Source organism: Pseudomonas sp. Irchel 3E19, from assembly GCF_900187585.1.
GTDB classification, from domain to species: domain Bacteria; phylum Pseudomonadota; class Gammaproteobacteria; order Pseudomonadales; family Pseudomonadaceae; genus Aquipseudomonas; species Aquipseudomonas baetica.
Genome location: NZ_FYDT01000006.1, coordinates 1 through 24373, shown reverse-complemented (window position 1 = coordinate 24373; position 24373 = coordinate 1). Strand labels below are relative to the sequence as shown.

At 60.0% G+C, this 24373-nt stretch carries 20 protein-coding genes; 12 read left to right on the top strand and 8 right to left on the bottom strand.

Going from position 1 to position 24373, the window contains the following annotated elements:
- Nucleotides 1–415 precede the first annotated feature (415 nt).
- Entirely contained in the window at nt 416–1414 is a 999-nt protein-coding gene (locus CKW18_RS05610; protein WP_095187858.1) for a phosphate ABC transporter substrate-binding protein PstS, read from the bottom strand.
- A gap of 233 nt (nt 1415–1647) precedes the next feature.
- Nucleotides 1648–2946, bottom strand: coding sequence for an MFS transporter (locus CKW18_RS05605; RefSeq protein ID WP_095187857.1), 1299 nt, complete (start codon nt 2944–2946; stop codon nt 1648–1650).
- Nucleotides 2947–3321: 375 nt separating this feature from the next.
- Between CKW18_RS05605 and CKW18_RS05600 the strand changes: the two genes are divergently transcribed.
- Together CKW18_RS05600 and CKW18_RS05595 are read left to right on the top strand one after the other, a co-directional pair.
- On the top strand, nt 3322–3726 hold the full coding sequence (locus tag CKW18_RS05600) for an acyl-CoA thioesterase (protein WP_003229628.1): 405 nt from the start codon (nt 3322–3324) through the stop codon (nt 3724–3726).
- A gap of 58 nt (nt 3727–3784) precedes the next feature.
- Nucleotides 3785–4684 (top strand): D-hexose-6-phosphate mutarotase, encoded by a 900-nt coding sequence (locus tag CKW18_RS05595; protein ID WP_095187856.1) that lies wholly within the window; start codon nt 3785–3787, stop codon nt 4682–4684.
- Nucleotides 4685–4808: 124 nt separating this feature from the next.
- Here CKW18_RS05595 and CKW18_RS05590 read toward each other — a convergent pair whose 3' ends face one another.
- The 5 genes from CKW18_RS05590 to CKW18_RS05570 form a co-directional block, all read right to left on the bottom strand.
- Entirely contained in the window at nt 4809–5345 is a 537-nt protein-coding gene (locus tag CKW18_RS05590; RefSeq protein ID WP_095187855.1) for a DUF3299 domain-containing protein, read from the bottom strand.
- Between the two features lie 90 nt (nt 5346–5435).
- Nucleotides 5436–5681 (bottom strand): GlsB/YeaQ/YmgE family stress response membrane protein, encoded by a 246-nt coding sequence (locus CKW18_RS05585; RefSeq protein ID WP_095187854.1) that lies wholly within the window; start codon nt 5679–5681, stop codon nt 5436–5438.
- A gap of 111 nt (nt 5682–5792) precedes the next feature.
- Complete coding sequence (locus tag CKW18_RS05580) at nt 5793–6875, bottom strand: 5-(carboxyamino)imidazole ribonucleotide synthase (RefSeq protein ID WP_095187853.1); 1083 nt, start codon at nt 6873–6875, stop codon at nt 5793–5795.
- Between the two features lie 10 nt (nt 6876–6885).
- Nucleotides 6886–7377 (bottom strand): 5-(carboxyamino)imidazole ribonucleotide mutase, encoded by a 492-nt coding sequence (purE, locus tag CKW18_RS05575; protein ID WP_095081226.1) that lies wholly within the window; start codon nt 7375–7377, stop codon nt 6886–6888.
- Between the two features lie 330 nt (nt 7378–7707).
- Nucleotides 7708–8616, bottom strand: coding sequence for a LysR substrate-binding domain-containing protein (locus tag CKW18_RS05570; RefSeq protein WP_064589862.1), 909 nt, complete (start codon nt 8614–8616; stop codon nt 7708–7710).
- Between the two features lie 180 nt (nt 8617–8796).
- Between CKW18_RS05570 and aspA the strand changes: the two genes are divergently transcribed.
- From aspA to CKW18_RS05540, 6 genes are all read left to right on the top strand, one after another.
- Nucleotides 8797–10221 carry an aspartate ammonia-lyase gene (gene aspA / locus CKW18_RS05565; RefSeq protein ID WP_095187852.1) on the top strand — a complete coding sequence of 475 codons (1425 nt, stop codon included), beginning with the start codon at nt 8797–8799 and terminating at the stop codon, nt 10219–10221.
- A gap of 533 nt (nt 10222–10754) precedes the next feature.
- A complete protein-coding gene (locus CKW18_RS05560; RefSeq protein WP_095187851.1) occupies nt 10755–12203 on the top strand; it encodes a sodium:alanine symporter family protein in 1449 nt (482 codons plus the stop codon).
- Nucleotides 12204–12371: 168 nt separating this feature from the next.
- Complete coding sequence (locus CKW18_RS05555) at nt 12372–13376, top strand: asparaginase (RefSeq protein ID WP_095187850.1); 1005 nt, start codon at nt 12372–12374, stop codon at nt 13374–13376.
- Between the two features lie 166 nt (nt 13377–13542).
- A complete protein-coding gene (locus CKW18_RS05550; protein ID WP_095187849.1) occupies nt 13543–14538 on the top strand; it encodes an AraC family transcriptional regulator in 996 nt (331 codons plus the stop codon).
- A gap of 257 nt (nt 14539–14795) precedes the next feature.
- The gene (locus CKW18_RS05545; protein ID WP_095187848.1) at nt 14796–15821 is read left to right on the top strand and encodes a histone deacetylase family protein; all 1026 of its coding nucleotides are present in this window, start codon (nt 14796–14798) and stop codon (nt 15819–15821) included.
- 235 nt (nt 15822–16056) lie between these two features.
- Complete coding sequence (locus CKW18_RS05540; protein WP_095187847.1) at nt 16057–20646, top strand: dermonecrotic toxin domain-containing protein; 4590 nt, start codon at nt 16057–16059, stop codon at nt 20644–20646.
- Between the two features lie 18 nt (nt 20647–20664).
- On the opposite strand, the gene CKW18_RS05535 is transcribed toward CKW18_RS05540, so the two are convergent.
- Complete coding sequence (locus CKW18_RS05535; RefSeq protein ID WP_095187846.1) at nt 20665–22218, bottom strand: PLP-dependent aminotransferase family protein; 1554 nt, start codon at nt 22216–22218, stop codon at nt 20665–20667.
- A 92-nt stretch (nt 22219–22310) separates the two neighbouring features.
- Here CKW18_RS05535 and CKW18_RS05530 point away from each other — a divergent pair, with 92 nt between their 5' ends.
- The 4 genes from CKW18_RS05530 to CKW18_RS05515 all read left to right on the top strand — a co-directional run.
- Entirely contained in the window at nt 22311–22934 is a 624-nt protein-coding gene (locus CKW18_RS05530; RefSeq protein WP_095187845.1) for an FMN-binding negative transcriptional regulator, read from the top strand.
- 10 nt (nt 22935–22944) lie between these two features.
- Complete coding sequence (locus CKW18_RS05525) at nt 22945–23391, top strand: GNAT family N-acetyltransferase (RefSeq protein ID WP_095187844.1); 447 nt, start codon at nt 22945–22947, stop codon at nt 23389–23391.
- Between the two features lie 12 nt (nt 23392–23403).
- Entirely contained in the window at nt 23404–24075 is a 672-nt protein-coding gene (locus CKW18_RS05520; protein WP_095187843.1) for a GNAT family N-acetyltransferase, read from the top strand.
- A gap of 145 nt (nt 24076–24220) precedes the next feature.
- Nucleotides 24221–24373: transposase (locus CKW18_RS05515; RefSeq protein WP_141233078.1), on the top strand; the 153-nt coding region annotated here is incomplete at its 3' end.

Genomic DNA, 24373 nt, shown 5'->3' with positions numbered 1-24373 from the left:
AGGCGAGGAAGAAAAAGATCAGGGTAATGGCTGCCAGCACCGCCAGGCCGCCAACTAGGACGTACCAGCGAGTGAAGCGATCCTTGAGCGCGCGAATGCGGCGCTTGCGTTGCAGCTCAGGCGTATTGAAATCAATGCGCTTGGTAGGATTAGTAGTCATTTGGGAATTGGCCAGATCATTCATGCGCTCACCCTAGCGATCCTGTATGACAGAAAGATGACAATGCAGTGACGCAGCAAATCCACCGCCAGCGTGATACTGGAGGAGGATCGGAAAATTCGAGGGTTGTGTGGGAGCGGGCTTGCTCGCGAAAGCGGTGATTCAGTCAATGAAGATGCTGAATCTGAAGGCCTCTTCGCGAGCAAGCCCGCTCCCACACTGGAGTCCGAAGGTGTTTATTTCGGACTCAATTTGTTACTTCTTGACGACAGCGCCGCCTTCTTGCAGACCCAGGTCAGCCAGTGCTTTTGCAGCAACCTTGGCTGGCAGTGGGATGTAGCCGTCTTTCACAACAACTTCCTGACCCTGTTTGGACAGAATCAGTTTCACGAACTCGGCTTCCAGCGGGGCCAGAGGCTTGTTCGGGGCCTTGTTGACGTACACGTAGAGGAAGCGCGACAGCGGGTACTTGCCGTTCAGGGCGTTTTCTTCGGTGTCTTCGATGAAATCGGTGCTGCCTTTCTTGGCCAGAGCTACCGTTTTCACGCTTGCGGTCTTGTAGCCGATACCCGAGTAACCAACGCCGTTCAGCGAGGAGCTGATCGACTGCACGACCGAAGCCGAACCAGGTTGTTCGTTGACGTTTGGCTTGAAGTCGCCTTTGCACAAGGCTTCTTCTTTGAAGTAGCCGTAGGTGCCCGATACCGAGTTACGGCCGAACAACTGAACCGGCTTGTTCGCCAGGTCGCCGGTCACACCCAGGTCGCCCCAGGTTTTCACGTCGGTTTTAGCACCGCACAGGCGAGTGGACGAGAAGATCGCGTCGACTTGCTCCATGGTCAGACCCTTGATCGGGTTGTCCTTGTGCACGAATACTGCCAGGGCATCCACGGCAACCGGAATAGCGGTTGGCTTGTAGCCATATTTGGTTTCGAAGGCTTGCAGCTCGTTGTCCTTCATCTTGCGGCTCATCGGGCCCAGGTTAGCGGTGCCTTCAGTCAGCGCAGGTGGCGCGGTCGAAGAACCGGCGGCCTGAATCTGGATGTTTACGTTCGGGTATTCTTTTTTGTAGTTCTCAGCCCACAGGGTCATGAGGTTGGCCAGGGTATCGGAGCCGACGCTGGACAGGTTGCCCGACACACCAGTGGTCTTGGTGTAGCTCGGGATAGCAGGGTCAACAGCGGCAACCGCGTTGGCAGTCGCAACGCCAGCAGCGACAAAAGTCATTGCCGCCATCAAACGCTTCAGTTTCATGCCTTACTCCTAGCAGATAGGGTGTGTTAAGTCGGGGCCAAGTATCAGCAGGCCGTGTGAACACTCTATGGCTGAAATATGACAATTGGATGAAAGGCCAGCATTCGGGTTTTTACTGGATGATTCGTGGTGCCCCCTTCGCGAGCAAGCCCGCTCCCACCGCTTGAAATGCATTCCAATGTGGGAGCGAGCCTGCTCGCGAAGAGTCCGGTACTGCTGGAGGAGATTTCGGATCAGCGCCCCTTCTTCCAGAGCCACGCGCCAACAAGAATCCCCATCGCACACAGCACCGCCACATAGTAGGCCGGCCCCATCGCGCTTTCTTTCAGCAGCAGGCTCACCACCATCGGCGTCAAACCACCAAAGATCGCGTACGCCACGTTGTACGAGAACGACAGCCCACTGAAACGCACCACCGGCGGGAAGGCTTTAACCATCACATACGGCACCGCACCGATGGTGCCGACCAGAAACCCGGTCAGCGCATACAGCGGGAACAGCCAGTTCGGGTGATCGGCAAGGCTGTGATAGAAGGTCCACGAGCTGATCAGCAAGCCCAGGCAGCCAAACACAAACACACGACCGGCACCAAAACGATCCGCCAGTGCGCCGGAAATGATGCAACCGATGCTCAGGAACACGATTGCCAGACTGTTCGACTGCAGCGACTCGGTCGGCGTGAAGTGATAGACCGTTTGCAGCACGGTCGGCGTCATCAGAATAACCACGACGATCCCGGCAGAAAGCAACCAGGTCAGCAGCATCGAGATCGCAATCGCGCCGCGATGGTCACGCAGCACCGCGCGCAGCGGCACTTCTTCGGCCAGTGCCTTGCGCAGTTGCAGCTCGGCAAACACCGGTGTTTCGTGCAGCCAGCGGCGCAGATACACCGAAAACAGACCGAACACGCCGCCAAGCAGAAACGGAATCCGCCAGGCGTAATCGGAAACTTCCACAGGCGTATAGATGCTGTTGATCGCCGTGGCGACCAGCGAGCCGAGCAGGATACCGGCGGTCAGGCCGCTGGTGAGGGTGCCACAGGCGTAACCCATATGCTTTTGCGGCACATGTTCGGAAACGAAGACCCACGCCCCCGGCACTTCACCACCGATCGCCGCGCCTTGAATCACGCGCATCAATAGAAGAAGGATCGGCGCCCACATGCCGATCTGCGCATACGTCGGCAGCAAACCCATGATCAGGGTCGGCACAGCCATCATGAAGATGCTCAGGGTGAACATCTTCTTGCGCCCCAACAGGTCGCCGAAGTGCGCCATGACGATGCCGCCCAGCGGCCGCGCGAGGTAACCGGCGGCGAAGATGCCGAAGGTCTGCATCAAGCGCAGCCACTCGGGCATGTCGGCCGGGAAGAACAACTTGCCGACCACCGTGGCGAAGAAGACGAAGATGATGAAATCGTAAAACTCCAGCGCACCGCCCAGGGCGGACAGCGACAGAGTCTTGTAGTCATTGCGGGTCAACGGTCGTGCGGGTTGCTCGGGCTGCGCGAGGCTCGAAGGCGCTGTGGTCATGGCAAGGGCTTCTCTTATAGTCGGATCTGCCGCCACAACAACGCTGGCGGTGGCTTGGGCAGGTTCGGCACCATAGCAAATTGTTCGAAAAAGCACATAGAGGCGCGTATTTGACGGTCAAAATCAGAACCGGATGGTCGTCGCGGAGTCTACCGACCGATATACTCGCCACCTTGCCCCGGTTTGTAGGGGGTTGCTGTGCGAAAACGTCGTTGGCCCGCCCTTTGAACGGAGCAGCCGGTTTCGCAGAGTTTCCCTTCAGGCGGCTTATGGAAAACGTGACGAACGTAGTATGTTCGGTGCTGAATCGTTTTTCCTGAAGACGGCTACCACCAGCAATACCAACAAGAGTCACGGGTCAGAGGCACCCCCGGCATGATAGAGCTCGAACAAGAAGATCCGATCCCGCAAGGCGACCTGGCCCTGCAAATCACCGCTCTCCCGCGTGAAACCAACGGCTTTGGCGATATTTTCGGCGGCTGGCTGGTGGCGCAGATGGATTTGGCCGGCACCGCGATGGCCAGCCGTGTCGCCGGAGGCCGCGTGGCCACCGTTGCCATCGACCGCATGGCGTTCCTGGTTCCGGTCGCCGTTGGCGCGCAATTGTCCTTTTATACGCAGACCCTGGAAATCGGCCGCAGCTCGATCCAGATGATGGTTGAAGTGTGGAGCGACGATCCGTTGTCCAGCGAGTGGCGCAAAGTGACCGAAGCGGTGTTCGTTTTCGTTGCCATCGACGGCAGCGGTCGCACCCGTTCAGTGCCACCGCGCGCGCGTTAAACATCGCGGCCGATTTGCGGTCGATAGTCGTCCCAAGTGTCTGATCGAGAGCTGCCCTATGAACACGCCCAACGTTGAAGCCGTGAAACTGGATGAACTGAACTGCTGGCGCATCCGCCACGGTCAGGCCGAAGTGCTGGTTGCCCAGCAAGGCGCGCACATCCTCAGTTATCAGATCGACGGCCAGCCGCCGATCATCTGGCTCAACGACAAGGCCGAGTTCAAGACTGGCAAAAGCATCCGCGCCGGTGTGCCGGTGTGCTGGCCGTGGTTCGGCAAATTCGAACGCAACCCGCAGAACGTGCAGGCCATGTACACCGGTGAGCAGCCGGCACCTGCGCACGGTCTTGTGCGAGCGATGGATTGGGAGTTGGGCGGCATCGAATCGGAGGCTGACGGCATCAAGGTAGAGTTCAAACTGCCCTACCCCGAAGGCGGCCTGCCGGGCTGGCCGCATCAGGTCGATCTGACCCTGACCCTGCACTTGTCCGAGCATTTGAGCTTCAGCCTGACCAGCCATAACCGTGGCACTGACACCGTCAGCCTCAGCCAGGCGCTGCACACATACTTCGCCGTCAGCGATGTGCGCAATGTGCATGTCGATGGCGTGGACGGCTTGAATTACATCGAGACGCTGGACGACTGGAAAACCAACGCCCAGAAAGGCGATCTGCATTTTGCCGGTGAGACCGACCGCATCTACCTCGATGCGCCGCCACAACTGAGCATCGTCGACCCGACCTGGGAGCGCCGCATTGTGCTGACGGCTACCGGTTCGCGCACCGCCGTGATCTGGAACCCGTGGATCGACCGCGCCGCCGCGCTCAGCGACATGGACAACGACGGCTGGCAGCGCATGCTGTGCATCGAGACGGCGAATGTGATGGATGACGTGGTGACTTTGGCGCCGGGCGCTAGCCACACCATGGGCGTTAGTGTCGCCAGCAAGCCGCTCTAACAAACACCGCAAAACAAACTGTGGGAGGGGGCTCGCTCCCGAAGGCGGTGTGTCAGATACATTAATTTGACTGACACACCGCTTTCGGGAGCAAGCCCCCTCCCACATTTGTTATGTGCAGGTCTTAGAGATCCGATTCCTGCACCACCCGCACTTTGTCCGCCTCCAGCGCATACGCCGCGTCAGCCAGATCATTGCTGACCTTCTCGACCTTCAGCGTGCCGGTGACCCACAGCGGCGTGTAGATATCCTCCAGCTTCAAACCCTTCGGATAACGCACCAGCACCAGTTGATTCGGTGGCGGTGGCGGCACGTGGATGCACGCGCCCGGATACGGCACAAGGAAGAACAGCGTGCTGCGGCCCTTGGCGTCGGACTCCAGCGGCACCGGATAACCACCGATGCGGATGTGCTTGTCGTTCATCGCCGCCACGGTTTTGGTCGAATACATCACCGCCGGCAGACCTTTGGCCTGCTTCATCCCGCCCTTCTCGGTGAAGGTGCCGGTGGCTTCCGGGGAGTTGTGGTCGATGTCGGGCATGGCCTCAAGGGCCTTTTGATCCGACTTGGGCATCAGTTCGAGCCAGTCGGTTTCCGGCAGTTCGCCGGCGTGGGACAAACCGCTGCCCAGGAAAAGGAGAGTCAACAAAATGCGGCGCATGGAGGAGCTCGGTAGAAGGAAGGAACATTGAATCGCCGAGCATTCTAGCCCTCCCCGCCCGATTGGCAGAGAGGGCTTTGTCGCTTTGGATCAGTTCTTTTTGATCAGGCCGTAGATCACCAGCAACACGATCGCGCCAACCAGTGCGCCGATGAAACCTGCGCCCTCGCCTGCCCGATAGATGCCCAGGGCCTGGCCGCCGTAGGTGGCTGCCAGCGAACCGCCAATACCGAGCAGGATGGTCATGATCCAGCCCATGCTGTCATCGCCCGGTTTCAGGAACCGAGCCAGCAGGCCGACGATCAAGCCGATAAAGATGGTTCCGATAATTCCCATGGCATTTCCCTCTGATTTGGTAGATATGCCAAAGCCTAGACAGACTTTGGCATCCTGCCATCAGAGAACGGCGGCCCCTGAATGGTTCCGCCGCTGCCACATGAAACTGTTTTACTCGGCGATCAGCGCTTCGACCTTGAGGATCTGCGCTTCAAGCGTGGCCTTGTCGGCGCAGCGCAGGTTGGCGTGACCGACCTTGCGTCCGGCCTTGAAAGCCTTGCCGTAGTGGTGCAGGTGGCAATCTTCGATGGCGATGACCTTCTCCACCGGAGGAACCACACCGATGAAGTTGAGCATCGCGCTCTCGCCAACCTTGGCTGTCGAACCCAGCGGCAGACCGGCAACGGCGCGCAGATGGTTTTCGAACTGGCTGCACTCAGCGCCTTCGGTGGTCCAGTGCCCGGAGTTGTGCACGCGCGGGGCGATTTCGTTGGCCTTGAGGCCACCGTCGACTTCAAAGAACTCGAACGCCATCACGCCGACGTAATCCAGCTGCTTGAGCACGCGACTGGAATAGTCTTCGGCCAGCGCCTGCAACGGGTGATCGGTGCTGGCAACGGACAGCGTGAGAATGCCGCTGTCGTGGGTGTTGTGCACCAACGGATAAAACTTCGTTTCGCCATCACGAGCGCGCACGGCGATCAGCGAGACTTCACCGGTGAACGGCACGAAGCCTTCCAGCAGGCAGGCGACGCTACCGAGTTCGGCAAAGGTGCCCACCACATCTTCAGGCTTGCGCAGGACTTTCTGGCCCTTGCCGTCATAACCCAAAGTGCGGGTTTTCAGCACGGCTGGCAGGCCGATCGAGGCGACAGCGGCCTCCAGATCGGCTTGCGACTGGATGTCGGCGAAGGCCGGGGTCGGAATGCCCAGATCCTTGAACATGCTCTTTTCGAACCAGCGGTCGCGAGCGATGCGCAGGGCTTCGGCGCTCGGGTAGACCGGCACGAATTGCGAGAGGAACGCCACGGTTTCAGCCGGGACGCTTTCGAACTCGAAGGTCACCAGATCGACTTCATCGGCCAATTGACGCAGATGATCCTGATCGCCGTAATCGGCCCGCAGGTGTTCGCCCAATGCGGCCGCACAGGCGTCCGGCGCAGGGTCGAGGAAAGCGAAGTTCATGCCCAGCGGGGTGCCCGCCAAGGCCAACATGCGACCCAACTGGCCGCCACCGATTACACCGATCTTCATCTCAACAACCTCAGGCAATACGTGGGTCTGGATTGTCCAGGACGCTGTCTGTCTGCTCGGCACGGAAGGTTTTCAGTACCGCGTGGAACTGTGGATGCTTGGCGCCAAGGATGCTCGCCGAGAGCAGGGCGGCGTTGATCGCGCCTGCTTTGCCGATGGCCAGGGTAGCGACCGGAATGCCCGCTGGCATCTGCACGATCGACAGCAGCGAATCCACGCCCGAAAGCATCGACGACTGCACCGGAACGCCCAGCACCGGCAGGTGGGTCTTGGCCGCACACATGCCTGGCAAGTGGGCTGCGCCGCCGGCACCGGCGATAATCACCTCGATGCCGCGGCTTTCAGCCTCTTCGGCGTACTGGAACAGCAGATCCGGGGTGCGGTGGGCAGAAACCACCTTGACCTCGTACGGGATGCCGAGCTTTTCCAGCATATCGGCGGTGTGGCTAAGGGTGGACCAATCGGACTTGGAGCCCATGATCACGCCAACCAGTGCACTCATCGTCGCGCCTCTTCTCTCTGGGCGCCCGCAGGCGCATCAAAAACAACAAGCCACGCAGGTTGCGTGGCTTGATTGTACGAAAAATGGCCGGAGGTACCGGCCGAAGGCCGCGCAGTATACCGCAAAGAAAGCAATAAACAGCCCCCGTCACGACCATCTGTCATTTGCCGCAAAGCCCGGTTTTATTGACCTGAAGGTCAGCGCAGACGCACCTCAAATTCCATTGTGGGAGCGAGCCTGCTCGCGAAGAGGGAGTGTCAGTCAACATTGATGCTGCCTGACCCACCGCATTCGCGAGCAGGCTCGCTCCCACAGGGGCTGCGGGTGGGTTCAGGAGTTTTGCGCGGCCCCACCTTCCAGCTTGCGCCACAACAACCGCACGTTGGCCTTGCGCACCAGCGCGCAGCGATACAGACGAATCTCCAGCGGCACATGCCATTGCGGGCCGCCACAGACAACGAGTTCACCCCGGGCCAACTCGGCGCGCACGCTCAGTTGCGGCACCCAGGCGATCCCGAGGCCTTCCAGCGCCATGCTTTTCAGGCTGTCGGCCATGGCGGTTTCGTAAATGGTGGTGAAACGCAGTTGACGCTGGCGCAGCAAACCATTCACCGAACGCCCGAGAAACGCCCCGGCGCTATACGCCAGCAGCGGCACGCTGGCGTCACCTTCCAGATCGAACAGCGGCTTGCCATCAGCATCCGCCGCGCACACCGGGAGCATTTCGGTCTGGCCCAGGTGCAGTGACGGGAAAATTTCCGGGTCCATTTGCATGGCCGCGTCCGGGTCATAGAACGCCAGCATCAGATCGCAGCCCCCTTCACGCAAGGCATGCACCGCGTCGCCGACGTTGGTCGCGACCAATCGCGTGGCGATGTTCAGCCCTTCATTGCGCAGTTGTGCGATCCAGCGCGGGAAGAAACCCAGCGCCAACGAGTGAGCGGCAGCGACCTGCATCACTTCGCCCTGCCCGCCTTCCAGATGATGCAGATGGCGCAACACTTCGCCGAGCTGTTCGACCACGGTGCGTGCGGTCACCAGAAACAATTGCCCCGCCGCCGTCAGTTCGATCGGCGTGCGCGAGCGATTGACCAGGGTCAGCCCCAGCGCAGCCTCCAGACTGCGGATCCGCCGACTGAACGCCGGCTGGGTCACGAAGCGGCGTTCGGCGGCCTGCGAGAAGCTGCGGGTGGCGGCCAGAGCACTGAAGTCCTCGAGCCATTTGCTTTCCAGATTCATCACGTCCTCCCGGACACGCACCAAAACAGGTCACACGTCTGCCGCGCACGCGGCGTCACACGGGCATTATGCCGAATGTGCATAGGGCAGTGCTGAACAGCATTGGCCCAAAATTTCCCACAAGCCTAGCATTCGCAGCGTTCCGGCATCGACCGGGTCCATATCGAGATGATTTCTATCATGTCCTCCGCTGCATCTTTCCGCACAGAAAACGACCTGCTTGGCGCCCTCGAAGTACCGGCTCAAGCGTATTACGGCATCCAGACCCTGCGAGCGGTGAACAACTTCCGCCTCTCGGGCGTTCCGATTTCGCATTACCCGAAACTGGTTGTCGGTCTGGCGATGGTCAAACAGGCCGCCGCTGACGCCAACCGCGAGCTGGGTCACCTGAGCGAAGCCAAGCACGCTGCCATCAGCGAAGCCTGTGCCCGATTGATCCGCGGTGATTTCCACGAAGAGTTCGTGGTCGACATGATTCAAGGTGGCGCCGGTACTTCCACCAACATGAACGCCAACGAAGTGATCGCCAACATTGCGCTCGAAGCAATGGGTCACCAGAAAGGCGAGTACCAGTACCTGCACCCGAACGACGACGTGAACATGGCGCAGTCGACCAACGACGCCTACCCGACGGCCATCCGCCTGGGTCTGCTGTTGGGTCACGACACCCTGCTGGCCAGCCTCGACAGCCTGATTCAGGCGTTCGCGGCCAAAGGTAAAGAATTCGATCACGTCCTGAAAATGGGCCGTACCCAATTGCAAGACGCCGTGCCGATGACCCTCGGCCAGGAATTCCGTGCCTTCGCCACCACCATGGGCGAAGACCTGGCCCGTCTGAAGACGCTGGCCCCGGAACTGCTGACTGAAGTGAACCTGGGCGGCACCGCGATCGGTACCGGCATCAACGCCGACCCGCGCTATCAAGCGTTGGCTGTGCAGCGTCTGGCGCTGATCAGCGGTCAACCGGTGGTAGCGGCAGCCGACCTGATCGAAGCCACCTCCGACATGGGCGCCTTCGTCCTGTTCTCCGGCATGCTCAAGCGCACCGCGGTCAAGCTGTCGAAGATCTGCAACGACTTGCGCCTGCTGTCCAGCGGCCCACGCACCGGCATCAACGAAATCAACCTGCCAGCGCGTCAGCCAGGCAGCTCGATCATGCCCGGCAAGGTCAACCCGGTCATCCCGGAAGCCGTTAACCAGGTGGCTTTCCAGGTCATCGGTAACGACTTGGCGCTGACCATGGCGGCTGAAGGCGGCCAACTGCAACTGAACGTGATGGAGCCGCTGATCGCGTTCAAGATCTTCGACTCGATCCGCCTGCTGCAACGCGCCATGGACATGCTGCGCGAGCACTGCATCGTCGGTATCACTGCCAACGAAGCCCGCTGCCGCGAACTGGTCGAACATTCGATCGGTCTGGTCACCGCGCTGAACCCGTACATCGGCTATAAAAACGCCACCCGCATCGCCCGTATCGCCCTTGAAAGCGGCCGCGGCGTGCTGGAACTGGTGCGCGAAGAAGGCCTGCTCGACGAAGCCATGCTCGCCGACATCCTGCGCCCGGAAAACATGATTGCTCCGCGTCTGGTTCCGCTCAAAGGCTGAGCCGACGCGTTACTTGTAGCACCGCTCACCAGGTCGAGGGACTAGACACCTCTCACCTTTTGAGGGCTTGGGGATCAGTCCCCAGGCCCTTTTTTTTAACTTTCCGCCCCTGAGACCCGTATGTCTGGGGACTGACCAATGTGGGAGCGAGCCTGCTCGCGAAGGCGGCGGCACATTCAACAACAATGCGCCTGATACACCGCTTTCGCGAGCAGGCTCGCTCCCACAAAAAAAGCAGTTCCCGCACAAGCCCGGCGCCGGTAACGCCGGGTGCTTCAAAGCCTCGTTTCGTCGCTTGCACCACGACTGTGCAGACGGGCGCGCCACTGATCGGTATAGTGCCGCCCCTCTTCGCATGAGCGGTCGTCGGTAACGAGGCCATAACCCATGCGAAACCCGAACTAATAACAAACCCGCGAAATGGATCCGGGACGAAACCTTCGCCTCACCCGTCGTGCCGCGCGCACACCGGTGTAACACGATGTTTCTTCCATCCAGCATTTGCTTACACAATAAACAGCGAGGAAAAATCCATGCTCGAAGTCATTAACGACTTCCTCTCAGGGAAAGTACTGATCGTGCTCATTGTCGGGCTCGGTAGCTACTTCACGATTCGCTCGCGTTTCGTTCAATTGCGCCACTTCTTCCACATGTTCGCGGTGTTCCGCGACAGCCTCAAGGGCAGCGCCGGGCAACTCAGCTCGTTCCAGGCCCTGATGCTCAGCCTTGCCGGCCGTGTCGGTGCAGGTAACATCGCCGGTGTCGGCATCGCCGTGACCCTGGGTGGTCCGGGTGCGGTGTTCTGGATGTGGGTGACCGCACTGGTCGGCATGTCCAGCAGCTTCTTCGAGTGCACCCTGGCCCAAGTGTACAAACGCGCCGATGGCGACGGTCTGTACCGTGGCGGCCCGGCTTACTACATCCAGCACGGTCTGAAGCTCAAAGGCATGGCGGTGGTGTTCTCGATCCTGCTGCTGGTCACCTACGGCTTTGCCTTCATTGGCCTGCAGTCCTACACCGTGACCCACTCGCTGCAGAACGCCTTTGAATTCAACCCACAACACACCGGTATCGTCCTGGCAGTGCTGCTGGCCATCACTTTCATCGGCGGCATCAAGCGCATCGCCTCGGTGTCCGACCTGCTGGTACCGATCAAGACCCTGGCCTACATCGGCGTGACCCTGTACGTGATCGGTACTCAGATCGAACAGGTGCCAGCCATGCTGGAAACCATCTTCAAGAGCGCCTTCGGCCTCGACCCGGCCTTTGGCGGCCTGCTCGGCAGCGCCATCGTCATGGGCGTGAAGCGTGGCGTGTTCGCCAACGAAGCGGGCCTGGGCAGTGCGCCAAACGTCGCCGCCGTGGCCGCCGTGAAGCACCCGGGCGCGCAAGGCGTGGTTCAGGCCTTCAGCGTGTTCCTCGACACTTTCGTGATCTGCACCTGCACCGCGTTGCTGATCCTGCTGTCGGGCTTCTACACCCCGGGCTTCGAAGGTGACGGCATCGTCCTCACCCAAAACTCGCTGGCCGCCGTGGTCGGTGACTGGGGTCGCATGTTCGTCAGCGTCGCGCTGTCGCTGTTCGTCTTCACCTGCATCCTCTACAACTACTACCTGGGCGAAAACAGCCTGCAGTTCCTCACCCGCAACCGCGCCGCGCTGATGATTTTCCGCGGCCTGGTGCTGGCGCTGGTGATATGGGGTTCGATGCAGGATCTGTCGACCGTGTTCGCCTTCGCCGACATCACCATGACCTGCCTGGCCTTCGTCAACCTGGTGGCCCTGGCCATGCTGTTCAAGGTCGGCATGCGCGTGATGCGCGACTACGACGCGCAGCGCCGCGCCGGCGTCAAACAGCCGGTGTTCGACTCCAGCAAATTTGCTGATCTGGACCTCGACCTGAAAGCCTGGCCGACCAATCCGTCTGCCGCTGCCGGCAAGACTGAAGCCGAGCCACAAGGCGTGCCTGCAGCGCAACGCTGACAGGTAAATGACGGGCGCATCCCCTGCGCCCGTCAGTTATTGTGATGCAATACCTGTGGGAGCGGGCTTGCTCGCGAATGCGGTGTGTCAGGCAAAATCTTGTATCTGACACACCGCATTCGCGAGCAAGCCCGCTCCCACAAGGAACTCATCGTTTCGGAGAATCCTATGAATTCGTCGACCTATCCCGCCGCCCAACACGTCATGGTGCTCTACACCGGTGGCACCATCGGCATGCAGGCCAGCGCCAATGGTCTGGCCCCGGCATCCGGTTTCGAAGCGCGGATGCGCGACTACCTGCACAGCCAGCCTGAACTCGTCGTACCGCAGTGGCGTTTTCGCGAGATGTCGCCGCTGATCGACAGCGCCAACATGACCCCGGCCTACTGGCAGCAACTGCGTGAAGCGGTGGTCGATGCCGTTGATGTACAGGGCTGCGACAGCGTGCTGATCCTGCATGGCACCGACACCCTGGCTTACAGCGCCGCGGCCATGAGCTTCCAGCTCCTCGGCCTGCACGCCCGCGTGTGCTTCACCGGTTCCATGCTGCCGGCTGGCGTGACTGACAGCGACGCCTGGGAAAACCTCGGCGGCGCACTGGTTGCTCTCGGCCAAGGCCTGGCGCCAGGTGTGCATCTGTATTTCCACGGCGAACTGCTGGCGCCAACCCGTTGCGCGAAAGTGCGCAGCTTCGGCCGCCATCCGTTCAAACGTCTGGAGCGTCAGGGCAGCGGTGTGAAAGCCACTTCGATCCCGGCGGCGTTGCATTACAACCAGCCAAAACAACTGGCGAAAGTTGCCGTGCTGCCGCTGTTTCCCGGCATCGGCGCCGAGATCCTCGACGGCCTGCTCGACAGCGGTATTCAGGGTCTGGTGCTGGAGTGCTACGGCAGCGGCACCGGGCCGAGCGACAACCCGCAATTCCTCGCCAGCCTCGGCCGCGCGCGGGATAACGGCGTGGTAGTGGTTGCGGTCACGCAGTGCCATGAAGGGGGCGTGGAGCTGGATGTCTACGAGGCCGGCAGCCGTTTGCGTGGCGTGGGTGTGTTGTCCGGTGGCGGCATGACTCGTGAGGCGGCGTTCGGCAAATTGAACGGATTGCTGGGCGCAGGCCTGGAAACTGCTGAAGTCCGCCGTCTGATCGAACTCGATCTGTGCGGTGAGCTGATCTGACACCACGCAAATCCCTGTGGGAGCGGGCTTGCTCGCGAAGGCGGTGTGCCAGATAAGCTGATGTCGACTGACACGACGCATTCGCGAGCAAGCCCGCTCCCACAGTTTGATCTTCGTACGGCATGCAACTTGCTGCACTCCAGCCTTCATCAGGCTGGAAGATCCTATGCTCCACTCCCACCTCACCACCCTCAACGCCGTCTCGCTGATACTCAACACCTTCAACGCCGAAGGCTTGTCGAGCGAAGCACTGCTGGCCGGCAGCGGCATCAGTGCGGCGGATCTGGCCCGTGCCGACACGCGCATTACCACCAATCAGGAGATGCAGGTCTGCGCCAACGCGGTGGCGCTCAAGCACGACATCGGCCTGGAACTGGGCCGGCGCATGCACGTTTCCTGCTATGGCATCCTCGGTTACGCCCTGCTGACCTGTGCCACCTTCGGTGACGCTTTGCGCTTGGCGATCCGCTATCCGGCGCTGTTGGGAACACTTTTCGAACTGAGCCTGGAAGACGACGGCGAACGCGTCTGGTTCGTCGCCGCCGATTATCGCGAAAGCCCGGCGATGGCCGTGTTCAATGCCGAGTTCTGTCTCGTGTCGCTCAAGGTCATCTGCGACGACCTGCTCGGCCATCCGCTGCCGTTGCTGGCCACGCGGTTCGAACACGCCGCACCGGACTACCGCGACAGCTACGCCGAACACTTCGCCAGCCCATTGCACTTCGCCGCCAAGGACAACGCCTTCGCCTTCGATCGACACTGGCTCGATCAACCGCTGCCACTGGCCGATGTCATTACCCATCAGGCCATGGCTGAACGCTGTCGCAAGCAGAACCTCGAATTCACCGGACGGCAAGCCTGGCTGGGGCGGATCCGCCAGTTGCTCAGTGCCCAGTTGAATGCCGCACCGGGGCTGGAAGGTCTTGCCCAACAAATGAAGTGCTCGCCACGCACTTTGCGTCGCCACCTCAAAGACATGGGCAGCAGCTATCAGGAACTGCTCGACGAACTGCGCTTCGAACGCGCCAAGCAGATGCTGTGTGAAGATCAACTGCCGATCTATCGCATTGCCGAAACCCTGGGTTTCAGCGAAACCGCGAGCTTTCGCCATGCGTTCGTGCGTTGGAGCGGCGTGGCGCCGAGTCAGTTCCGCCCACACTGAAGATCAAATGTGGGAGCGGGCTTGCTCGCGAATGTGGTGTGTCAGGCAAAATTCTTGTATCTGACACACCGCATTCGCGAGCAAGCCCGCTCCCACAATGGATTTGTAGTTCATGCCCGGATCCGCGCCATTAAGGGGCCAATTGCGGTCAGGATTTTTGGCCAGATCCATCCCCTTTTGGCCTTTCCTGCCGTTCTCCGAATCGCTGCGTGCCGCAACACTTGAGGCAACTGATTCAGCCCTGCGGAGAACAACAAATGCTGACGATCTACTCGGACGATCACCACCTGCACCATGGCCGCTGCGAATTGATCGATGGCCAGCTCAAACCGTGCTTCGAGATGCCGTCGCGCGCCGACCATGTGTTGCAACGCGTGCAGAACCGGCACCTGGGCCCGGTCGAGGTGCCGAAAGATTTCGGCCTTGAGCCAATCGCCCGTATCCACAGCCGCGACTATCTCGAGTTTTTCAAAGGCGCGTGGGCGCGCTGGACTGAATTCAACACCGACGGCGATTTGCTGCCCTACACCTGGCCGGCGCGGACCTTGCGGGCGATCAAACCGACCAGCCTGCACGGCCAGCTCGGTTACTACAGCTTCGACGGTGGCGCGCCGATCACCGCCGGCACCTGGCAAGCGGCGTACAGCGCGGCGCAGGTTGCCCTGACCGCGCAAGCGGCGATCCAGAACGGCGCGCACAGTGCCTTCGCTTTGTGTCGGCCACCGGGACACCACGCGGCCAGCGATTTGATGGGCGGTTATTGCTACCTCAATAATGCCGCCATCGCCGCGCAGGCGTTCCTTGATCAGGGCCACAAGAAGGTCGCAATCCTTGACGTCGACTATCACCACGGCAACGGCACGCAGTCGATCTTCTACGAGCGCAGCGATGTGCTGTTCACCTCGATCCACGGCCACCCGGAAGCGGAGTTCCCGTTCTTCCTTGGCTATGAAGATGAATTGGGCGAAGGCGCCGGTGAAGGTTTCAATTTCAACTATCCGCTGCCCGCCGGTTCTGGCTGGGACACCTGGAGCGCCGCACTCGAGCAGGCCTGCAAAGAGATCGAACACTATGGCGCCGACATCATCGTCGTATCGCTGGGTGTCGACACGTTCAAGGATGACCCGATCTCGCAATTCAAACTCGACAGCCCGGATTATCTGGCGATGGGCAAGCGCATTGCCGCGCTCGGCAAGCCGACCCTGTTCGTCATGGAAGGGGGTTATGCGGTGGAAGAAATCGGCATCAACGCGGTGAACGTGCTGGAAGGTTTTGAACAATGAGCCGACTCAAGTAATTGACGGCTCCGGCCGGTCCCCAAGGGCGCAAATAACACCGAAGACGCTTGCACCGTCATCAACGACAGGCCACACCCTGTGCTGCAACCAAGACCCGCCACGGCGGGTCTTTTTTTGTCCGCGATATGTATGTACCGCCCTGCCCTGCAGACGACTGGCTAATTTCGGCAGAAACGGGGGCGGTGATTGTCGCCGCCTCTTCTGACTACGGAAGACACCCATGACCGAAAACACCGATGCCACTGCACCCGGCAGCTCCCTCTCCTTGCAGCAGCAGAGTCGCCTGATCGACCTGACCAGCCAGGGTCCTTCACTCCATCAATCAGCATCGACGTTGTTGCGCCAGGCCCTGGCGAAAAACTACTCCCACCTGAACATCGATCCCGACCACGCGATGATCGCGACGCCGATTCGCGCAAGTGAAGGCGCGTTTCACCACTACGAATCGCTTACCCATGCGCTGGTTCGACTGTATTACGCCAGCACTTTGGCAAGTTACCTCGAAGGCGAGTGCTTTCTGACACTGATGCCTCACTCGCATAATCCCGTCCACCTGGCCATGGACATGGACGACGTCAATTCGCTGATCAACGATCACGCGCCTTTTCTGTTCGCCACCTACCAACAGTTGCAACTCGATTACTGGAATGAGCCAGGAACAACGCAGCCGCGCTGGCAAGTGTTGGCCGATGCGTTCAAAGCGGCGGTGAATGTGCAGCAAGCCACTGGCTGGGATGCCGATCAGTGTTCACTCGCACGCTTGATTGCCGCCGCCCCGGACAAACAGCTTCGCACCTCCACGCAGGGTGATTTCAAGGACGTGCGGGCCTGTCTGCTCGACGTTGATCTTGTGGAAGAGGCGAGCAACCGCCACCTGCTCATCGCCGGTGCGATCATCATGACCGCGACCTGCAAGGGCCGAGAACTCATTCTGATGTATTCGATCAACTCAGGTCATGAGACGTTCGCTTCCATGCAAGCGCTGGGTGAATCGCTTCCGGCCCGTATGGAGATGAGTCAGGAGCAACAAACCCTGACATGGCGCCTGAGCGAACCTGAAGGGAATATTTTCGATGCCGTCGCGTGGGCGCTGATTGGCAACCAACTCGATGAAATCACGGCGCTCGACCCTGCAAACCGTGCTGACGCCCCCCCGGACAGTGCTGCGCAACCACGAAACAGCCTTGGTGTAGAGGACCGAGACCGCCTCGATCAACTGGATCAGGCGATTCCCGCCTGGCTGCATGACGGTTCGATCAGCGACTTGCAGGCTTATCAGCACTACATCGTCAAACTGTCGGATCTGCGTGACGACGCGCAAAAAGACACCTTTCGCGAAGACGATCTCCCGCTGATCAAAACCTATGCGCAAACCCAGATGCGCGAGGCGATCATCGCCGATAAGAGAGCGAAAAACGCCGCCGACCTGCCACTGGACTCGTTGCACATCAGCGTGACCGGAAGCTTCGAATCCGGTGGTCTGGTGCTCCCCAACCCACTGGACCGCACGGTAGAAACCCTCGGCGAGTTCGCGCTGCAAAACTCCCCACCCTATCTGGCAACACTCGCCTTCACCGACGGCACCGCCGTACCGGCGTGGCTGACCGTTAACTTGCTCACTGAACTGGCGCAGCAGGTCAATATCGGCGAGCGCTATCCCAGGCTCATCAAGCGCACGCTGATTGATGACCCGGCGCGCGCGGCCCAGCAGAAAACCCGCTACACCCGCCAGCTTCCGATCTTGCTGCCATTGCTGGCACTGGAAAACAAACTCCGTCATCAGAACGGCGTCAATCAACGCGGGTACGAATACGTCTGCCAATTGATGGAAGCCATCGCCCATGACAAACCTGCGGCTCAACACCCGGTGACCATTCGCCCCCTGGCGTTCGTTCCGCGTAACCGCCTGAGCAAAAAAGCCGATGTCGTCAGCAACATGTTCGTCATCGCCCCGCGTGATGCCAGCCAGGGGCCCTGCCTGCTTTATCGACCGGCGCTGGACAAACCACTGGTGCAGTTCGCCTCCCTGCAAAACCTGCTATATGCCTTGTATCAGCCCGGAGAATTGAGGGATTCGGTGCTGGCCTGGCTGCCGACCGAATCCCTGGGCTTCGAGTATGCCCAGTACGTGTTTTCCAGCGAAATTCCGTCGCCGTGGATCGTTTCGCAACTGGCGTTCGAACCGCTGATCCACCTTGATCTGGCCGGCCCGATCGATCTGGCGAATGCCCCCCTGAGCGGCGATATTCTGGCGAAGCTGTATGACGCCCATAGTCAGGCGTTGATCGAACTCGCCGACCGACAATCGGTTTCCAACAGCGAGCGGCGCTGGAACCTGCTGGCAGACAGCGGCTGGACACTGTTCAACGTTGCCTCCAACTTCTTCAGTGGTGCTGCTGGCACGGCAGTGTGGGTCTGGCAGAGCATCAGCCAGATTCAGCAAGCCGTCGACGCCAATCAACGCGGGGAGGAATTCATCCAGTGGAAATCCATGAGCGATGTGCTGTTGGTGCTGGGAGTCCTCTTGTCACAGCATGTGGCTGCACGACGCAGTCATCTTAAGTTACCGTCGTTCAAGGAACTGCGCGAAACACCGCTGGCGTCGGAAAATCCCGATATTCCCACGCGGCTACCCAGCGATCCGCCAGTGAAAACCGGGCCCGTGCTTAACTACGACAGTCAGGTCGTCAGCGGTGACATCGCGCCAGCACACCTTTCATCGCTGGAGACCGGTACGCCCTATCGCTCAGCAACGGCGAAACGCTTTATCACGCTGATCGACAGCTTCAAGATGGCAGCGCCCGCGCCCGGCACCCACGAAATATCCGCGTCCAGCCACCTGTATACCGTCGATGGCAAAACCTGCGCGCAAGTGGGCGAACGCTGGTTTCAGGTCATCGAATCGGAAGGTGAGCCGCTGCGCATCGTTGACCCCGCCAACCCTGATCGCAAAGGTCCTGTTTTGCAGTACGACGCCAGCTCGCAGCAATGGCATTGGGACCTGCGCATTCGTCTGAGCGGGGGAGCACCAACCGGACGGATCGCAGCATTTCGGCGGGCCAGAGAGCAGAAAAAGGACGCGGCCATGGCGAAACTCAGGCCGTTTCTGGAAAGCGAAAGTCTCCTGGTTGACGAGTTTTCCAAAGCAGTAAAAGTTCTGAAAGAGGCACCGGACAATCTGTTCGACGAAAGGTCAGCTGTATTCCTCGAACAATCGCAGGTATTGGCCAAAAGTTACACCGATGCGCTGGAACAACTGAGGATCTGGAACGAGTCCGGGGGCAGCAGCGTCTTCTACCAATCACAGCTGATGCGCCTGACCACTGAACAACATAAATGCCTCAGTGGCTGGATGCGCTTGAACATGAGGATCTACCGACAAACCCTGCAAAGATTGCTCCCCGGCACTACCCACGTCGAACCTGTGAGCAGACAGGAACAAATGAATATTGCCAATAAGGCCAAGACACTGAGCGAAGGCATGGTCGGCGCCCTGCAAACCCTGAAGGCGTCGGTCGAGGTGCTACAGCAATACGAAGGAAAACCAACCAGGGTTGCCAGAAAACTGATATCGCTGCTTCCGCCTTTCAGCCGGTTTGACTTCCTCGCCAATGAAATCGCCCTGACCTCCGAATTGTGTCTGCGCGACCTTGAAGAGCCGCAACTGACCTTGCCGCGCCAGGCGCTTCGGGCAGTCACCGCCAGTGCGGCAGATGCCAGCCATGACTTGATCGCCCTGATCAAAACCCCGGTCAGCGCCGACGGTCAGGCAGCTCGCATCGAACAGCTGATCCACTTCAATGACCTTTACGCCAGCGCCGATGAGCTCGTTCTGGGATTGCCGACGATCTATCCCGAAACATTCGTTCAGGCCAGACTCGACCAGGTGCGTCAGCAGATTGCCGAGTTCCACGAGCTGGCACAGAAACGCCTGGTGGAGGAGCTGCCGGACACCAGCGAGATCGCTGCTCCACCGGTGAACGAACCAGGGCCCTCCAGGCCGCAGCGCAAAGGCAAAGTCACCAAGACCCGCCCCAGGCAGAACCCACCGGAAAGGAATCCGTCCACGGACGAAAGCGATTCGGAGGCGCAAATTCCGTTCGTGAAGATGTCCGCGTCGCTACCGGTCGCCCCCGAGGCTCTGACCAATGACACCGACATCGTTGCCGCGGCACTTGAATTGAATCTGAAAATCTCAGAGTTCAACAAGAGTAAGAGCGAAGACGCCAAACGCCCGGGCCGCATACCTGCCGACATCCGCGACATGTTCGATCAGCAAGTCAGCAGGCTCAACAATGCGGCTGATGAAACCGAGCAGGCGCTTGCCAGAGCACGCGCCACAGGGGCAGAAAACTTACCGGTCGGTAGCCTTGCCGAGGAACTGCGTGCAGGCGCTGAACTTACCCGCACCACAGGGGTTACCACTTACGCAACAATGCTCAAGCAACGCAAACCCCGGACAGCTTACTTGCAGTGGCTGCTTGCCAACGATCAGGTCGCGATCGTCAAGGATACTCGCGGGCGTATTCGTACCAAACAACGCAAGGACTACTTCCAGGAATACCAGATCCTCGACAAGACCAACCACAACAAGCCGCTGTGGGTGGCGCATTTCCACTACGACGACCAAACCGTCGCGGATGAGCAGTGCACCGTCGCTCACCTTAAATTGGCTGATGCCTATTTGCTCACGCTTGACGCCAAAACCCGCCAGGCACTGGACACCTTTGATGCTGTCGACAATGTGCTGAGAAGGCTGGACAAGCCAGCGGATCGCGACCTGTTCCTGAAACCGCAGCCCCGCGGTTAATTCACCCACGCAGGGTGCTTACACCCGCCAGACTTGTCGCAAGCGTGCCAGAGCCGACTCGATTGCCGGCTCCGGTACTGCGGCGAAACCTAGGACCAGGCCGGCACGCTGATCAATCGCAGTGGTGGATTGCGGCAGCCAGTAGCTGCTCAATCCATTGATCTCGACACCGACACTTTGCGCCTGCTGGATCAGTTGTTGTTCACGCTCGACGCTGTTGACCGCGACGCTCAGGTGCAGCCCGGCACACACGGAGGGCAGACTGCCGACTCCGGGAATACTCGACGGCCAACCTTGCAACAGCACATTGCGGCGACTGAGCGCAGCACGGCGCATTCGGCGGATATGACGCTGAAAATGCCCGGCGGCCATGAACTCGGCCATCACCGCCTGAGTGCTCACCTCCGAATGGCGAACATCCACCGCACGCCGTTGCGCAAAAGCATTCACCAGCCCTGGCGGCAATACCAGATAGCCGAGGCGCAACGCCGGGAAGGCTATTTTGCCGAACGTCCCGACGTACAAAACCCGGCCCTGTCGGTCGAGTGCCGCCAAGGGTGCCAGCGGCGCACCGCTGTAACGGTACTCGCCGTCGTAGTCGTCCTCGACGATCCAGCCCTGCGTACGCTCGGCCCAGGCCAGTAACTCCAGGCGTCGCGCAAGACTCATCACCACACCCGTCGGGTATTGATGCGAGGGCGTGACATAGGCCACGCGGCAATCACTGAGACTGGCCATTGCTGCGCAGTCGATACCCTCACTGTCCACCGCCACGCCATGCAAGCGCGCACCTGCCACGGCAAACGCATGACCGGCTGCGCGATAGCCCGGATTCTCGATCGCCACGCCGTCGCCGGGCGCCACCAGCAGCTGTGCACAAAGACTGATGCCTTGCTGTGCACCGCTGGTGATCACAATTTGCTCAGGCGTGCATTGCATGCCGCGCGAGCTGCGCAAATAAGCGGCGATCATCCCACGCAAGCGCGCATCGCCTGCCGGATCGCCGTAACACAGTTGCTGCAGATCCGGCTTGCGCCAGAAAGCCGCATTCAGCTTGGCCCAGACCTCAAACGGGAACAGATCAAATGCCGGCACGCCGACCCGAAACGCTCGCGGCGGACCACTCGGAGGCAAGGCTAAATGGTTGCTTTCAATGCGCGAAAGGTTTGTGTTGTGGATAACTTTACTGGATGGAGCCACAGGTAAATCCAGCCAATTTGTGGATAAGGCTGTGGATAGGCCTGTTGAAAACCCTGTGGATACTTTTGTGGATAATTTTTTCGTAGAAGTGAGCGTTTGTGGCAATTGCACGACATACGTGCCATCACCTACCCGCCCCTCGATAAATCCCTCGGCATAGAGTTGATCGTAGGCGCGTACCACACTGTTGCGGGAAATCCCCAGCGCCGCCGCCAAATCACGACTGGCCGGCAAGCGTGTGCCGCTGGCCAATCGGCCATCAAGCACGCGCAGACGCAAGGCCTGATAGAGCTGGCGACTCAGGCCCAGGCGGCGATCAAGCTCGATTCCGGCCGGATTGAAGGGCATGGACATCGCAGGTGACTCAGACATGGCAATGGACCTGTGAAATTGGTCATCAATGGCTCTTACAACAGACCAATAGCCTGCCTAGGATGCAGGCATTCGCCAAGGAAAATCTCTCCATGTACACGCCCAAAGCCTTTGCCATCGAAGAGTTGTCGCAACTGCACGAACTGATCCTCGCCACCCGCCTTGCCATTCTGGTAACCCATGGCGAAAACGGTCTGCAAGCCAGCCATGTGCCGGTGCTGCTGCATTGCGAGCAAGGTGAGTACGGCACGCTCTACGGGCATCTGGCCAAGGCCAATCCACAGTGGAAAGACCTGCGCAACGGCGCCGAAGCCCTGCTGATTTTTGCCGGTCCGGACGCCTACGTCAGCCCTGGTTTCTACCCGAGTAAAGCCGAGCACGGCAAAGTCGTACCGACCTGGAACTACGTCGCAGTGCACGCCTATGGCCATGCCGAGACCTTCAGCGACGGCGGGCGGCTGCTCGATATCGTCAGCACCCTCACCGACCGCCATGAGGCTGGCCGCGCACAGCCTTGGTCGGTCGCCGACGCGCCCGCCGATTACATCGACAGCATGCTCAAGGCCATTGTCGGTTTCGCCATTCCCATCGACCGCCTGGAAGGCAAGCGCAAGCTCAGCCAGAACCGCAGCGCCGAAGATATCTCCGGCGTGCGCGAGGGGCTGGCCGCCAGTCCCGAGATCAATGATCAAACCCTCGCCCAATTAATGCGCTAAGGAAATCACCATGAGTCAGATCGAGATCCGTCAGGTCAACGCCGACGACCACGCCGCCTGGCTGCCGCTGTGGCAAGCGTACCTGCGCTTCTACAACACCGAACTGCCGGAGGCGGTGACGAACAGTACCTGGCAGCGCTTCCTCGACCCGAGCGAACCGACGCACGCCGCCCTCGCCTGGGCTGACGGTAAAGCGCTGGGCATGGTGCATTACATCTACCATCGCTCGAACTGGAGCATCGAAAGCTCCTGCTACCTGCAAGACTTGCTGGTGGCGCCAGAAACCCGCGGCACCGGTGTCGGTCGCCAGTTGATCGAGCACGTCTACGCGACCGCCAAGGCTGACGGCTGCTGCAAAGTCCATTGGCTGACCCACGAATCCAACGCCACGGCGATCCAGCTCTACGAGCGCATCGCCGAACGCCCAGGCTTCATCCAGTTTCGCAAAGCCCTTTAAGGAGACGCGCTCATGATCACCTCACCTGCCGACTGGAAAGGCGTGCCCGCGCCAACTATCACGTTGCTCGAAGGCCGCTTCATCCGTCTGGAAAGGCTCGACCCGGCGCGCCATGGCGACGACCTGTTCAACGCCCTCGAAGGCCCCGGCGCCGACCCGAAACTCTGGGATTACTTGCCCTACGGCCCGTTTCCCGAGCGCAGCGTATTCAATGACTGGCTGAACAATCACGCGGCCAGCAGCGATCCGTATTTCTTCAGCGTCATCGACCGCGCCAGCGGCCAGGTGCAAGGCATGCTCAGCTTGATGTCGATTGTCCCGGCCCATGGCCGTATCGAAATCGGCCACGTTAGCTTCGGCGCGCCAATGCAGCGTTCGCCAAAAAGCACCGAGGCTGTTTACCTGTTGGCCAAGCACTCCTTTGATCTGGGCTACCGCCGCCTGGAATGGAAGTGCAACAACGGTAACGCCCGCTCCAAATACGCCGCTGAACGCCTGGGCTTCAGCTTCGAAGGCGTGTTCCGCCAACACATGGTGGTCAAGGGCCAGAACCGCGACACGGCGTGGTATTCGATTTTGGATGGTGAGTGGCCGACGATTGCGGCGGGGTTCGAGCGCTGGTTGAGTGATGAAAACCAAACTTCGACCGGGCAGGTGAAAGGCTTGGTTGAGTGCCGTAGCTAACCCCTTAAAAGCAAAAGATCGCAGCCTTCGGCAGCTCCTACATTCGCCTTGTGTAGGAGCTGCCGAAGGCTGCGATGAACGAGCCCCATGAAAGACAGGACACCGTTTCCCCCTTACGATAAGGGATAGGCAAACGGTTATGTTTATGACTAATAGCAACGATAAGAGTGGTGAGCTTTTGGGCCAGGAGCGGCGTCGTCGCTGGAGCCCAGAGCAAAAGCTGGCCATGGTTCGAGAGAGCCTTGAACCAGGACAAAGCGTTTCGGTCGTGGCTCGGCGCAACGGCATCAATGCCAAC